Genomic DNA, 13,727 nt, shown 5'->3' on the forward strand with positions numbered 1-13,727 from the left:
GACCCGCCCGCCCTTCGGTCCGTCCGAGCCTCGGTGGCGCCGGGGTCTTCGAGACGTTGTCTACGGGGCGAGCGGGCCCGCCGCTGCTCCACCACGTGCACGGTGGCCGCGGTGGCCGACGCCGACGGTACTCGGGGCGGGCCGTCTGTCAACCGTCCGCGAGGAGGTCCGCCACCCCCTCTGACCTGGGACGACGCGTCGTCGTCCCAGGTCAGCGAGGAGCGGCGCGAGCCCTCGCGGGCGTCCGCCCGGCGGCGTGTCGAGCGGCGTGTCGCCCTCGGTCGCCGAGGGGCCCGGGGCGACGAAGGGCCGGTCCCCCGGACGGGTGCCTCGCGTCACGATCGGATCACGACCCTGCTGCTCCGGCGGTCGCCCGTATATGTTCGGGCCCGCGACTTATCCCGCGTCGACGACGACCCGGGACCCCTGATGCGAAGGAGCATCCATGCGCGCTCGCAGCACCGCCGTCGCGGTCACCTCGATGGCCGCCGTCCTCGCCCTCTCCGCCTGCGGCGGCGGGAGCAGCTCCGGCTCGGGCGGCGGGGGCGGCGACGCCACCGCCGGCGGCTCCGACGACGCCTCCGGCAGCCCCCAGGTCGGCGTGATCCTCCCGGACACCGAGTCCTCCGCCCGCTGGGAGTCGTTCGACGCACCCCTGCTGCAGCAGGCCTTCGAGGACGCCGGCGTCACGGCGACCATCCAGAACGCCCAGGGCGACGCGTCGGGGATGCAGACCATCGCCGACCAGATGATCACCCAGGGCGTGGCCGTCCTCGCGATCGTCAACCTCGACTCCGACTCCGGCGCGGCGATCCAGGCCAAGGCCGAGCAGGCCGGCGTCCAGACGATCGACTACGACCGCCTCACGCTCGGCGGCACCGCGGACTACTACGTGTCCTTCGACAACACCCGCGTCGGCGAGCTCCAGGGCGAGGGCCTGGCCACGTGCCTCGGCGAGGAGCCGAAGAGCATCGCCTACCTCAACGGCTCCCCCACCGACAACAACGCGACCCTCTTCTCCGCGGGCGCCCACAGCGTCCTCGACCCGATGACGCAGTACACGGTCGTCGGGGAGCAGGCCGTGCCCGACTGGGACAACCAGCAGGCGGCGACGATCTTCGAGCAGATGCTCACGCAGGCGGGGACGATCGACGGCGTCCTCGCCGCCAACGACGGCCTCGGCAACGCGGCCATCTCCATCCTCGCCAAGAACGGGCTCAACGGCCAGGTGCCCGTCACGGGCCAGGACGCCACCGTCCAGGGCCTGCAGAACATCCTCGCGGGCGACCAGTGCATGACCGTCTACAAGGCCGTCACCGAGGAGGCCCAGGCGCTGGCCGACACGGCCATCGCCCTCATCGGCGGCGAGGAGCCCGAGACCACGGGCACGGTCACCGACGAGACCGGCGGCCGCGAGGTGGCGTCCATCCTCCTCGAGCCGCAGGCGATCTTCCGCGAGAACGTCGCCGACGTCGTGGAGGACGGCTTCGTCACGGCCGAGGAGCTGTGCACGGGCGACTTCGCCGACGCCTGCACCGAGCTCGGCATCTCCTAGGGGGCTCCGGCGGCCCGCTGCCGCGGATGCCGCCCCCCCTCCCCGCACCGCCGGGCGCCCCTCCGGGCGCCCGGCGGTGCCCGCCGCGCCGGCCCGCCCGCGCGCTCCCGACCCGCCGCGGGGCCCGAGGCCCGCACCGCCCCCGGCGCCCTCGACGAGGAGGACCCTTGGACCGCTCCACCCCCCCTGCCGCGCACGCGGCGAACCCCGGCGCCGACGGGGCGCCACCGCTGCTGTCCCTGCGCGGCATCGACAAGAGCTTCGGTGCGGTCCAGGTGCTGCACGGCGTCGACCTCGACGTGAGGGCCGGTGAGGTGACGGCGCTCGTGGGCGACAACGGCGCCGGCAAGTCCACGCTCGTGAAGTGCGTGGCCGGCATCTACACGACCGACGCCGGCGAGTACCAGTTCGAGGGGCGCCCGGTGCACGTCTCCGGCCCGAAGGACACCGCCGCGCTGGGGATCGAGGTCGTCTACCAGGACCTCGCGCTGTGCGACAACCTCGACGTCGTCCAGAACATGTTCCTCGGCCGCGAGAAGAAGCGCGGCGGCGTGCTGGACGAGACGGCGATGGAGGAGCTCGCGCGCCAGACCCTCGCCAGCCTGTCCGTGCGCACGGTGCGCTCGGTGCGCCAGCTCGTCGCCAGCCTGTCCGGCGGGCAGCGCCAGACCGTCGCCATCGCCAAGGCCGTCCTGTGGAACTCCCGCGTGGTGCTCCTGGACGAGCCCACCGCCGCCCTCGGCGTCGCCCAGACCCGCCAGGTGCTCGACCTCGTGCGCCGCCTGGCGGACAACGGGCTGGGCGTGGTCCTCATCAGCCACAACCTCAACGACGTCTTCGAGGTCGCCGACTCGATCGTGGCCCTCTACCTCGGCCGCTCCGCCGCGACGGTGCGCACGCGCGACGTCACGAGCAGCCAGGTGGTCGAGCTCATCACCGCCGGGCGCTCGGGCGACCTCGGCCTCGTCCCCGCCGCCGACCCGACCGCCGCCGCGCCGGCCTGAGGAGCACCCGTGACCACCACACCTCCCGAGCCCGCCCGCACCGCGCCGGGCGACGCGCCGCGCACCGCCCCCGCCGTCAGCGGCGCCCGCTCCGGCGGCGCCCGACCGGGGGTCTCCGACGAGCAGACCCGCATCGCCGAGCTGGCGCGGGCGACGGGCGCCAGCCCGCTGGCCGAGCCCGCCCAGGCGCCGTCGTTCCGCGAGGGCGTGCAGGCCTACGTGCAGCGGCTGCGCGGCGGCGACATCGGCTCCCTGCCCGCCCTGCTGGGGCTCGCCGTCCTCCTCGTGCTCTTCTCCGTGCTGCGCCCGGAGACGTTCCCCACCGCCGGCAACATCGCGAACCTGCTCGTGCAGGCGTCCTCGATCATCGTCCTGGCGATGGGCCTGACCTTCGTGCTCCTGCTCGGCGACATCGACCTGTCGGCGGGCGTCGCGGGCGGCGCCTCGGCGGCCGTGATGGCGCTGGTGCTGGGCTCCGCCGGGCTCCCGTGGTACGCGGGCGTCCTCGCGGGCCTGCTCGCCGGCCTCGTCATCGGCACGGTGATCGGCCTGTTCGTCGCGCGCGTGGGCATCCCCAGCTTCGTCGTCACGCTCGCGCTCTTCCTCGGGCTGCAGGGCGTCACCCTCCGGCTCATCGGCGAGGGCGGCACCATCGCGGTGCGCGACCCCGTCGTCGTCGCCATCGCCAACGGCAACGTGCCCGTCGCCCTCGGCTGGGTGCTGGCGGCCGTCGCCGTCCTCGCCTACGCGGGGGTGAGCCTGCTGTCCTGGTCGGGCAAGCGCCGCCGCGGGCTCACGCGCGACAACCTCGGCGTCGTCGTCCTGCGGGTCCTCGCCGTCGCCGCCGCCGTGCTCGCGGTCACGGCCGTGCTGTCGCAGAACCGCGCCCGCGTCCCGAGCATCGTCCTCGCCGGGATGCCGTACTCCGTCCCGCTGATCGCGGTGCTGCTCGTCGTGCTGACCTTCGTCCTGGGCCGCACGTCCTACGGCCGGCACGTGTACGCCGTCGGCGGCAACGCCGAGGCCGCGCGGCGCGCGGGCATCTCCGTGCCGATGATCCGGGTCTCGGTGTTCATGATCGGCTCCACGCTGGCGGCCGCCTCCGGGATCATCGACGCCTCGCGGCTCAACTCGGTGGCGCCCGGCTCCGGCGGCGGCAACACGCTGCTCCTCGGCGTGGGCGCGGCCGTCATCGGCGGCACGAGCCTGTTCGGCGGTCGCGGGAAGGTGACCAACGCCGTCATCGGCGGGCTCGTCATCGCCGTGATCGCCAACGGGCTCGGACTTCTCGGGCAGCCCGCCTACGTGAACTTCCTGGTCACCGGCGCCGTGCTGCTGCTGGCCGCCGCCGTCGACGCGGTCTCGCGCCGGCGCCGCTCCAGCGCCGGCCGGTAGCCGTGGCCCGCCCTCCCCGGGGGTCGCGCCCAGCGGCCCCCGGGGACGGCGAGGAGCTGCGTCGCGGGGGGTCCGCACCGGCCGTCGGGCATGCTGCCCGGGTGCCTCCTCCGACCGGCTCGCTCCTGCAGCCCCCGCGACCCGCGCCCCGGGCGCTGGGCCCCGCCGCGGGCGGACGCAGCCAGGAGGACGTCCGGCGCCACAACCTCTCGGTCGTCCTGGGCGCCGTCCACCGCGACGGCTCGCTCACGAGGGCGCAGCTGACGGCCGTCCTGGGGCTGTCGCGCTCCACGGTCGGCGACCTCGTCGGCGGCCTGGCCGCCGCCGGCCTCGTCGTGGAGGACCGCGCGCCCGCGGCCGTCGGGCGCGGGGTCGGACGGCCGTCCCTGGTCGTGCGCCCCCTGGAGCGCTCGGCCACGGCCCTCGCCGTCTACCTCGACGTCCACTGGCTGCGCGTGGCGGTCGTGGGCCTCGGTGGCGCGGTCCTCGACCGCGCCACGCAGGAGGTCCCCGCGGGCTCCCCGCCCCACGTGGTGGCCGACCTGGTCGGGGAGGTCGCCGCGCGCCTGGTCCCCGACGCGCAGGACCGGCGGCGGCTGGTCGGCGTCGGCGCCGCCGTCCCCGGCACCGTCCGCGCGGGCGAGGGCGTCGTCGGGCTCGCGCCGAACCTCGGCTGGGCCGAGCAGCCCGTCGGCGAGCAGGTCAGCGCTGCGGTCGCCCACCACCTCGGGCGGCGGCTGCCCGTCGTCGTCGCCAACGACGCCGACCTCGGCGTCGTGGCCGAGTGCCGACGGGGGGCTGCGCGCGACGCCTCCGACGTCGTGTACCTCTGCGGCACCTGGGGTCTCGGCGGGGGCGTGGTCTCCGGCGGCCACCGCCTGACCGGCAGCCGCGGCTTCGCCGGGGAGGTCGGGCACATCGGCGTCGACCCGGAGGGGCGCGCCTGCCACTGCGGGAGCCGCGGGTGCTGGGAGTCCGAGAGCTCGGCCGCCGCCTGGGCGGTGCCGCTGGAGCTGGACCCCGACGCACCCGACATCGCCGAGCAGCTGCTCGACCGGCTCGACCGCGGCGGGGTGGCGGCCCGGCGCACCCGCGACCGGGTCTCGCGGGCGTTCGCGCGCGGGCTGGCGAGCGTCGTCAACGTCCTGGACCCGCAGGTGGTCCTCCTGGGCGCGGGGCTGTGGCGCGACCTGTGGCCCGTCGTGGCCGACGACGTCCTGCCGTGGGTCGAGCGGCTCGTGCTGCCCGCCCTGCGCGAGCACGTCGACGTGCGCCCGGCCGGCCTCGGCGAGGACTCGACGCTGCTGGGGGCCGCCGAGATCGCCCTCGCGCCGCTGCTCGAGGACCCCCTGGCGGTGGCGCCGGGCTGACCCGCCCCCGCGGGCCGCGCGTCGTGCCTCAGGCCGCCAGGTCGCCGGAGTCGTGCAGCACCCGGCCGGCCCGCAGCAGCCGCTGGCACCGGGGGGCGGGCGCGCCGGCGGACAGGTCCGGCAGGCCCGGCGTCCCCGAGCGGGGGTCGGTGCTCCAGCTCGACACCCGCGCGTCCGCGGCCTGGACGACGAGGTCGCCGACCGACCACACCGCCAGCGTCGCGAGCGCCCCGGGCACGAGGACGCCCTCGCCGTCGCGCCGGGCCGCGCGCCAGCCCCCGCGGGTGTGCGCGAGGAAGGCCGCGCGCGCCGAGAGGCTCTGCCCCTCCCCCGACATGGCGGTGCAGGCGCGCACGGCGCCCCACGGGTCGAAGGGGGTCACGGGGGCGTCCGAGCCGAGGGCGAGCGGCACGCCGGCGGAGGCGAGGTCGGCCAGCGGGTTGAGGGCCGCGGCCCGGCCCACTCCCAGCCGCTGGGCGTACAGGCGCCCCGCCCCGCCCCACACGGCGTCGAAGGCGGGCTGCACGCTGGCGACGACGCCGAGGCGGGCCAGCTCGGCGACGGCGCGCGCGTCGGGCGCCTCGAGGTGCTCGACGCGGTGGCGGGCGGAGGCGAGGGCGGGCGTCCCCACCTCCCGCTCGGCGGCCAGCAGGCCCTCCACGAGCGCGTCGCAGGCGGCGTCGCCGATCACGTGGAAGCCGCCCTGCACGCCGGCGCGCGTGCAGGCGACCAGGTGCGCGGCCACCTCGTCGGCGGACAGGTGCAGGAAGCCGGCGTGCCCGTCCGGCAGGCCGGTGCCCGCCAGGTCGGCGTAGGGCTCGCGGAGCGCCGCGCTGCGCGAGCCGTAGGAGCCGTCGACGCACAGGTCCCCGGCCAGGCCGAGCACACCGGCGCCGTCCACCTCCGCCAGCGCGGCGCGGGCCTCGTCCTCGTCGCGGGCCAGGGCGCCCCAGTAGGCGAGCACCTCGGGGACGTCCCCGCCGTCGGAGAGGGCCCGCAGCGCGCGCAGGTCCTCCGGGGAGCCGACGTGCGGCGCCGAGCACTCGGTGACGGCGGCCACCCCGGCCGCGGCCGCGGCCTCCAGCGCGCGGCGCTGCACCCGCTCCCGCTCGCCGGCGCTCATCCGGCGGCTGACGTCCCGCGCCACGTCGTGGGCGCGCCGGGCCACGAGGGCGCCGCCGTCCCAGCCCTCGAGGCCGCGCAGGCCGGCCCGCTCGGCGAGCGCGCTGGAGACCAGCGCCGAGTGCACGTCGACCCGCGACAGGAGCACCTCGGCGCCGCGGGCGGCCCGGTCCAGCTCCTCGCGCGAGGGCGGTGCGCCCTCCGGCCACGCGGTGTCGTCCCAGCCGTGGCCCAGCACCGGCCGCCCCGGGGCCGCGCGCGCGGCGTCGGCGACGAGGTCGAGCACCTGCGCGGCGCTCGTCGCCCTCGAGAGGTCGACGCCGGACAGGGCCAGGCCGGTCTCGGTGACGTGCGCGTGGGCGTCGACGAAGCCGGGGGTCACGAGCGCCCCGGGCGCCTCGACGACGACGTCGGCCCGCGAGCGCTGCGCCTGCGCCGCCTCCTCCGAGCCCACCCAGGCCACGCGGTCGCCCTCCACGAGCACGGCGGTGGCGAAGGGGTCGGCCGGCGAGTACACCGACCCGGCCAGGTAGAGGACGCTGCGCGGGCCGGTCTCCTCGGCGGGTGCGGTGCTCACGCGCCCGAGTGTGCCCGGCGGCCCCGCGAGCGCACGAGGGCGGTGCGCCGCGCCGCGGGCGTCGCCGTGCCGCAGCGGCACACCTGCCGGCACGGCGCCGTCACCGCGCGCCTCGGGCGCCGACTCCGGGGGCAGGGTGTCGACGAAGTGCGCATGAGGGGGTGTCCTCGACGGCAGGGTGTCGACGAAGTGCGCTTGAGGGGGTGTCCTCGGCGGCGGGGTGTCGACGAAGTGCGCCTGAGGGGGTGTCGTCGGCGGCAGGGTGTCGACGAAGTGCGCTTGAGGGGGTGTCGTCGGCGGCAGGGTGTCGACGAAGTGCGCCTGAGGAGGCGTCTCGGCGGCAGAGTGTCGACGAAGTGCGCTTGAGGGGGTGTCGTCGGCGGGCAGGGTGTCGACGAGGTGCGCTTGAGGGGGTGTCCTCGGCGGCAGGGTGTCGACGAAGTGCGTCTCGAGGGGCGCCGCCGGCGGCCCCGGGCGTCCTCGGACGGCGCTGGTCCCCCGCGCCTCTAGGCTCCTGCGCATGGACGCCCGCACGACCCGCACCGGCTCGTCCTCGAGCGACGGCCCCCTGCTCCTGCTCGACGCGGCGTCGATGTACTTCCGCGCCTACCACGGCATCCCCGACTCGGTGGCCGCTCCCGACGGCAGCCCCGTCAACGCGCTGCGCGGCTTCCTCGACATGACCGCCCGCCTCGTCGCCGACCGTCGCCCGGGCGGGCTCGTCGCCTGCTGGGACGACGACTGGCGCCCGCAGTGGCGCGTGGACGCCGTGCCCTCCTACAAGGCCCACCGGGTGGGGGCCGACGGCGGCGAGGACGCCCCGCGGACCCTCGGCCCCCAGGTGCCGGTCATCGCCGAGGCGCTCGCCGCCGTGGGCGTCCCCCGGGTGGGGGCGCCGGGCTGCGAGGCCGACGACGTCATCGGCACGCTGACGACGCGGGCGCTGGCCGCGGGCCGCCGCGTCGAGGTCGTCACGGGCGACCGCGACCTCTTCCAGCTCGCGGGGACCGGCGAGCGCGACGACGACGTCCTCGTCCTCTACACCTCCCGCGGCATCCGCGACCTCGAGGTCGTCGACGGCGCCCGCCTGCGCGAGCGCTACGGCGTCGCCGACGGCGACCGCTACGCCGACCTCGCCGTCCTGCGCGGCGACGCCAGCGACGGGCTGCCCGGCGTCGCCGGCGTCGGGGAGAAGACGGCGTCGACGCTGCTGGAGCGCTTCGGCGACCTGGCGGGCGTGCGCGCGGCCGTCCTGGCGCGGGACCCGTCCCTGCGCCCGGCGCAGCTGGCGCGCCTGGCCGAGGCCTCCGACTACCTCGACGCCGCCCCCGCCGTGGTGCGCGTCCTGCGCGACGCCGACCTGCCCGAGCACGAGGACGCGCTGCCCTCGGCGGTGGCCGACTCCGACGCCGTCACCCGGCTCGCGCGCCGCTACGGCGTCGCCTCCAGCCTGCGGCGCCTCCTGGTCGCGCTGGGCCTGCCCACCGAGGCCGTCCGCGACGAGGTCGTCGGCGGGCGCTGACGCCGGGACGTCGTCGCCGGCTCCCCCTGCGCCGAGGGAGACCACGTCGCCGACCTCCCCACCGGGCTGCTCCGGCCCCCGGTTGCGGGACACGTGGCCCGGGCGTACTTTCCAAACGTTCACCTAACGCGCACCAGCGCGTCCCGAGCGGTCGCAGACCGCATCCCGTCCTCGGCGCCAGCGCGCCGGGACGTCCTTCCGAGACCTGTCGCCACTGAACCGGCGCACCCTCGCAGCAGCCGCCGACCACCGCGGCGCTCTTGGGCGCAGCCCGTGGCTCGACCGGCTCCCCGGTGCCGCCTTCCCGGCCGCGCACCCCCTGACCCGAAGAGGACCCCCATGGCCGACGAGGCCCGCCCCACGAACCCGAGCACCTCCGGCGCCCCGACCGGCGCGCACACCACCAACCACCAGGCCCCCGACCGCCCGGCCGCGAACCGCCCGGCCGCGAACCGCCCGGCCGCGAACCGCCCGGCCGCGAACCTGCCGCCCCGCAAGGCCCGTTCCACCGGGCTGGCCGTGGCCGCCGCCGGCATCGTCGTCTTCAACGTCTCCCCGTTCCTGAACTGGGTGGGCTTCGACGACGAGACCGACTTCCGCACCGGCTACGAGACCGACTCCCTGGTCCCCTTCATCGCCTACCTCGGCCTGGGCCTGCTGCTGGCGATGGCCTACGCCCGCGGTCGCGCCCACCGCGGCCAGCACCGCGGCCTGACCCTGGTGTCCATGGCCGTCGGCCTGGCCGCCACCATCCAGGCCGTCGCCTTCGCCCTGAACCCCATGGGCGGCCTCGAGCGCGGCGACGACCTCTCCGCCCAGATCGGCGTGTTCGTCGCCATCCTCGGCGGAGCGATCTGGGCCCTCGGCTCCGGTCTGCTCGCCAAGGAGATCGAGGGTGACGACCACGACCGCACCGACGACGACGCCCGCGCTGCCGAGAACCACTGACCCACCGCGCCCGCAGCGCGGAGGCGCCGGACCCCGTGGTCCCGGCCCCCGTTCGGGCGCAGGCAGGACGCCCCGGTCACCGGCTCGCACCGGTGACCGGGGCGCTCGTCGTCCGGGGGCGGCCCCGCGGGCGCGTCGTCCCCGGCCCCGGAGGAGCCGTGGGGCTGCCCGCCGCGCCAGGCGCCGGCCCTGCTGCGCTCGGACTCCGGACGGGGCGCAGGCCGGCGGCGCCGCGCGTACCGTCGTCGGGTGAGCCTCGCACCGCCGTCGACCGTCGTCCTCGACTCCCGCTTCGCGCGGGAGCTGCCGGAGATGGCGGTCCCCTGGCGAGGCGAGGCGGCGCCCGAGCCGCGCCTGCTGGCGCTCGACGAGGAGCTGGCCGCCGAGCTGGGTCTGGACCCGGACTGGCTGCGCAGCCCCGACGGGCTGGCCCTGCTCCTGGGCCTCGAGGTCCCCGACGGCGCCCAGCCCGTGGCGCAGGCCTACTCCGGGCACCAGTTCGGCGGGTACTCCCCGCGCCTCGGCGACGGGCGCGCGCTGCTGCTCGGTGAGCTCGTCGACGCCGACGGCTCCGTCCGCGACCTGCACCTCAAGGGGTCCGGGCGCACGCCGTTCTCCCGGGGCGGCGACGGCCTGGCCGCCGTCGGGCCCATGCTGCGCGAGCTCGTGGTCAGCCGAGGGCTGCACGCCCTCGGCATCCCCACGACCCGCGCGCTGGCCGTGGTGGCGACCGGGCGCGCGGTGCGCCGCGAGACCCCGCTGCCCGGCGCCGTCCTCGCCCGGGTCGCAGCCAGCCACCTGCGCGTCGGCAGCTTCCAGTACGCCCGCGCCACCGGTGACCTCGACCTGCTGCGCCGCCTCGCCGACCACGCGATCGACCGCCACCACCCCGCCGCCTCGGCGGCCGACAACCCCTGTCTCGCGCTGCTCGACGCGGTGGTCGCCGTCCAGGCGTCGCTGGTCGCCCGGTGGATGCTCGTCGGGTTCGTCCACGGCGTCATGAACACCGACAACACGACCATCTCCGGGGAGACCATCGACTACGGGCCCTGCGCCTTCCTCGACGCCTTCGACCCGGCCACGGTCTACAGCTCCATCGACTCCGGCGGGCGCTACGCCTACGGCAACCAGCCGGCCGTGGCCGAGTGGAACCTCGCCCGCCTCGCGGAGGCGCTCCTGCCCCTCCTGCACGAGGACCAGGAGCAGGCGGTCGCGCTCGCGACGCGGTCCCTCGAGACCTTCCGCCCCCGCTACGAGGCCGCCTACGCCTCGGGGGCGGGCGCCAAGCTCGGCCTGCCCGACGACCTCGACGACGAGGTCCTCGTCCCGCTCGTGGCGGACCTGATGGACCTGCTCACCCGGGCCCGCCCCGACCACACGCTGTTCTTCCGCGCCCTCGCCCCCGCGGCGCGCGGCGACGGCGCCCCCGTGCACGAGCTGGTCGCGGACGCCGCCGCGCTCGACGGCTGGCTGGCGCGCTGGCTCGACCTGGAGCCCGACGCGGCCGCGATGGACCGGGTGAACCCGCTCTACATCCCGCGCAACCACCTCGTCGAGGAAGCCCTCGCCGCCGCGACCGACGGCGATCTCAGCCCGTTGGAGCGGCTGCTGGAGGCCGTCGACGCGCCCTACGACGAGCGCCCCGGGCTGGAGCGCTACGCCGCCGCGGCCCCGGAGGACTTCGGGGCGTACCGGACGTTCTGCGGCACCTGAGGCCCGCGCTCGTCAGCGCGCGCCCCCTCGCCGGCGCGTCGCGCCGCGACCGCCGCCGGCCGGGTCGAGCGAGGTGGTGGGGTCGGAGGACCTGCTCGCCGGAGCAGCCGCGGGTGAGCGGGGCCCCCGACGGTCGGCCTGGGTCGGCGCGCGCTCCCCCGGGAGGCCCGCGACCTCCCTAGGCCCCGGGCCGGTAGCGCAGGCGCCCCGCGCGGTACCGCTCGAGGAGCACCGCCGCGACGGCCGCCGGCTCGGCCGGCGGGTCGGCCAGCACGTGCCGCTCCTCCAGGTGCACGAGGTCGGCGGTGAAGTCGGCGTGCATGTGCGCCGTCGCCGCGGCGTCGGTGAAGCCGTGCCCGGTGCGCTCGGCCACCTGCTGCTGGCAGCGCTGCCGCGAGGGCAGCAGCAGCGCGTAGTGCAGCTCCCCGGGCACCGCCAGCCCGTGCCGGCCGGCCTCCCGGGCCGCCGTCGGGAGGAACCCGGGGCGCAGCACGCCGTCGTAGACGACCGGGCAGCCACCCGCCGCGAGGGTCGCCGAGGCGGCCACCGCCGAGCGCAGGACGAGGGTGTTCTGCTCGTCGGCCTCCGGCAGCCAGGGCAGCAGCGCACCTCGGACCCAGAAGGCGAAGAAGTCGTCCCCGGGCACCAGCGCGGCGCGCTCGAAGGAGGCCACCAGCAGCGCCGCCACGGTGCTCTTGCCGGCGCCGGGAGGACCGCTGACGACCACGAGGTCGGACAGCCGGACCACCCTGCCAGCCCGCGCACCGGCCGTGGCCCGCCGTCGTCGCCCACAGCCGAGGGACTGAGGACCTCCGGCGACGAGCCGTGGGGACGCCTCGCGGGCGCACCGATGCGGTCGGTTCCCGGCCATCCGCCCGGCGCGCGTGACACCCTGCGCGCTGGTCCGGGCTCGCCGTCGAGCCCCGGGCAGGCGGCACGCGCTCACGGGGGGACGTCGTGGCAACGACCAGCGGACGAGTCGACGAACGGGTCGACGGCGCGGCGCGCCCGTCGACGACGAGCAGGGGCGTCCTGCGGCTGGGGGCGCTGGGCCGGGCGTGGCGGACGGCCGTCGTCGTGGTGCTGGCGGTGGGGTTCGGAGCCGGGAGCCTCGTGGGGGACGACCACTGGTGGCCGCTCTCCCCGTGGCGGATGTTCTCCACCTCCAGCTCCCCGAGCGGGGCCGTGCGCGTCTTCGTCCTGGAGGTCACCACCCCGACCGAGCCCGCCTGGCGCGAGGTCCCGATCAACCTCGGGGTCGTCGGGCTCAACCGGGCCGAGCTGGAAGGGCGCTGGCCGCTGGTGCAGGAGCAGCCGGAGGTCCTGGCGACCCTCGCCGACGCCCACGCCCGGCTGCAGCCCGAGCAGGAGCGCTGGGACGGCGTCCGCCTGGTGCGCCGGTCCACGCCGCTCGTCGGGGGCAGCCCCGACCGGGAGGCCACCAGCGACCAGCCCCTCGCCGTGTGGACCGCCCGCGACGGGGCGCAGGTGCTGGGCTCGTGAGCGCCACCACCGACCACGACCCCGCCGGCTCCTCCCCCGCCCCCGGCAGGGCGGCCCCCACCGGGCTGCCCGGCCGGCTGTCGGCGTGGTTGTTCTGGGAGGCGCCGCTGGCGCGCGTGGCCTGGCTGCGCCTGGCCGTCTACGCGTTCGTCGTCCTCGACGTCCTGTGGCTGCACTCCACCGGTCGCCACCACGGCGCGGCCGACCCGCTCTGGTACCAGCCGCTGGTCGTCGGCGAGGTCCTCGGCGTCCCCGCGGCGACCGTGCTGCTCGCCGAGGTCACCCGCTGGGGCTCGGTCCTCCTCGCCCTCGCGGCGATGACGGGCCGGGCGCCGCGGCTGCTCGGCTGGGCGACCGCGCTGTGCTGGATCTGGTTCCAGTACATCGCCTTCTCCTACGGCAAGGTCGACCACGACCGCGCCGACTTCCTCGTCGCCCTGCTGATCCTGCCCACCGTCGGGCTGGCGCACCTGCGTGACGGGCGCCGGTCCGAGGCCGCCGGCTTCGCGCTGCGCGCCGTCCAGCTCATGGCCATCGCCACCTACTTCCTCGCCGCCGTCGCCAAGGTCCGCTTCGGCGGGTGGGAGTGGGTCAGCAGCGCCACCATCGCCCGCGCCGTCGTCCGCCGCGGGACGTGGGTCTCCGAGTGGATGCTCGACTACCCCGCGCTGCTCCAGGCCTTCCAGTGGGGGCTGTTCACCGCCGAGCTGGCCTCACCGGTGGTCTTCGTCCTCGCCCTGCGCTGGCAGCGGCGCGTGGTCGGCGCCTGGTACCTCTTCCACCTGGCGACCTACGCGGCCATCACCATCGCCTTCTGGCCCCACCTGGTGATGATGCTCGCCTTCCTCCCCCTCGAGCGGGCCGCGCAGCTGGCCCGCCGGCGCTGGCGCCGCCTGCGCGGCCAGGAGCCCGACGCGGCCGTCCCCGAGCCCCTCGTCGCCCCGGGCCGCGACGGCTGAGCGCACGCGGCCGCCGGAGCGCGCGCCGACCGCACCGGCGGCCGTCGAGGCCGGCTCGG

The 13,727-nt window shown here is 77.1% G+C and carries 11 protein-coding genes; 9 read left to right on the forward strand and 2 right to left on the reverse strand.

The genetic code is table 11. The features are described from left to right. The first annotated feature begins 445 nt into the window (after window positions 1-445). The 4 genes from Q0848_RS15690 (at window position 446) to Q0848_RS15705 (ending at window position 5,324) form a co-directional block, all read left to right on the forward strand. Window positions 446-1,555: a sugar ABC transporter substrate-binding protein gene (locus Q0848_RS15690; RefSeq protein ID WP_299039217.1), complete on the forward strand. Its 1,110-nt coding sequence runs from the start codon at window positions 446-448 to the stop codon at window positions 1,553-1,555. A gap of 167 nt (window positions 1,556-1,722) precedes the next feature. Continuing rightward, window positions 1,723-2,559, forward strand: a complete 837-nt coding sequence (locus Q0848_RS15695; protein ID WP_299039218.1) for an ATP-binding cassette domain-containing protein — start codon at window positions 1,723-1,725, stop codon at window positions 2,557-2,559. Between the two features lie 168 nt (window positions 2,560-2,727). Next, window positions 2,728-3,954 (forward strand): ABC transporter permease subunit, encoded by a 1,227-nt coding sequence (locus tag Q0848_RS15700; RefSeq protein ID WP_366146639.1) that lies wholly within the window; start codon window positions 2,728-2,730, stop codon window positions 3,952-3,954. Between the two features lie 101 nt (window positions 3,955-4,055). Beyond that, complete coding sequence (locus tag Q0848_RS15705) at window positions 4,056-5,324, forward strand: ROK family transcriptional regulator (RefSeq protein ID WP_299039223.1); 1,269 nt, start codon at window positions 4,056-4,058, stop codon at window positions 5,322-5,324. 28 nt (window positions 5,325-5,352) lie between these two features. On the opposite strand, the gene Q0848_RS15710 is transcribed toward Q0848_RS15705, so the two are convergent. Continuing rightward, entirely contained in the window at window positions 5,353-7,023 is a 1,671-nt protein-coding gene (locus tag Q0848_RS15710; RefSeq protein ID WP_299039224.1) for an amidohydrolase, read from the reverse strand. A gap of 520 nt (window positions 7,024-7,543) precedes the next feature. On the opposite strand from Q0848_RS15710, the gene Q0848_RS15715 reads away from it, so the two are divergent. The 3 genes from Q0848_RS15715 to Q0848_RS15725 all read left to right on the forward strand — a co-directional run bounded on the left by Q0848_RS15715 (window position 7,544) and on the right by Q0848_RS15725 (window position 11,206). Continuing rightward, window positions 7,544-8,545, forward strand: a complete 1,002-nt coding sequence (locus Q0848_RS15715; RefSeq protein WP_299039225.1) for a 5'-3' exonuclease H3TH domain-containing protein — start codon at window positions 7,544-7,546, stop codon at window positions 8,543-8,545. A gap of 339 nt (window positions 8,546-8,884) precedes the next feature. After that, window positions 8,885-9,493 (forward strand): hypothetical protein, encoded by a 609-nt coding sequence (locus tag Q0848_RS15720; RefSeq protein ID WP_299039226.1) that lies wholly within the window; start codon window positions 8,885-8,887, stop codon window positions 9,491-9,493. Between the two features lie 249 nt (window positions 9,494-9,742). Next, window positions 9,743-11,206, forward strand: a complete 1,464-nt coding sequence (locus Q0848_RS15725) for a YdiU family protein (RefSeq protein ID WP_299039227.1) — start codon at window positions 9,743-9,745, stop codon at window positions 11,204-11,206. A 178-nt stretch (window positions 11,207-11,384) separates the two neighbouring features. Here the strand turns inward: Q0848_RS15725 and Q0848_RS15730 are convergent, their stop codons facing one another. Continuing rightward, window positions 11,385-11,954: an AAA family ATPase gene (locus Q0848_RS15730; RefSeq protein WP_299039228.1), complete on the reverse strand. Its 570-nt coding sequence runs from the start codon at window positions 11,952-11,954 to the stop codon at window positions 11,385-11,387. A 209-nt stretch (window positions 11,955-12,163) separates the two neighbouring features. Between Q0848_RS15730 and Q0848_RS15735 the strand changes: the two genes are divergently transcribed. Both Q0848_RS15735 and Q0848_RS15740 read left to right on the forward strand, forming a co-directional pair. Continuing rightward, complete coding sequence (locus Q0848_RS15735; protein ID WP_299039229.1) at window positions 12,164-12,709, forward strand: hypothetical protein; 546 nt, start codon at window positions 12,164-12,166, stop codon at window positions 12,707-12,709. Then, a complete protein-coding gene (locus tag Q0848_RS15740; RefSeq protein ID WP_299039230.1) occupies window positions 12,706-13,668 on the forward strand; it encodes a hypothetical protein in 963 nt (320 codons plus the stop codon). The genes Q0848_RS15735 and Q0848_RS15740 overlap by 4 nt, the downstream gene beginning before the upstream one ends. The last annotated feature ends 59 nt before the right edge of the window (window positions 13,669-13,727 follow it).

Source organism: uncultured Pseudokineococcus sp. (genome assembly GCF_947495735.1).
Classification (GTDB): Bacteria; Actinomycetota; Actinomycetes; order Actinomycetales; family Quadrisphaeraceae; genus Pseudokineococcus.

Bases quoted from the DNA above. Each gene is read 5' to 3' on its own strand.
- Q0848_RS15690 (WP_299039217.1), top strand. From the start codon at position 446: ATGCGCGCTCGCAGCACCGCCGTCGCGGTCACCTCGATGGCCGCCGTC.
- Q0848_RS15715 (WP_299039225.1), top strand. From the start codon at position 7,544: ATGGACGCCCGCACGACCCGCACCGGCTCGTCCTCGAGCGACGGCCCC.
- Q0848_RS15720 (WP_299039226.1), top strand. From the start codon at position 8,885: ATGGCCGACGAGGCCCGCCCCACGAACCCGAGCACCTCCGGCGCCCCG.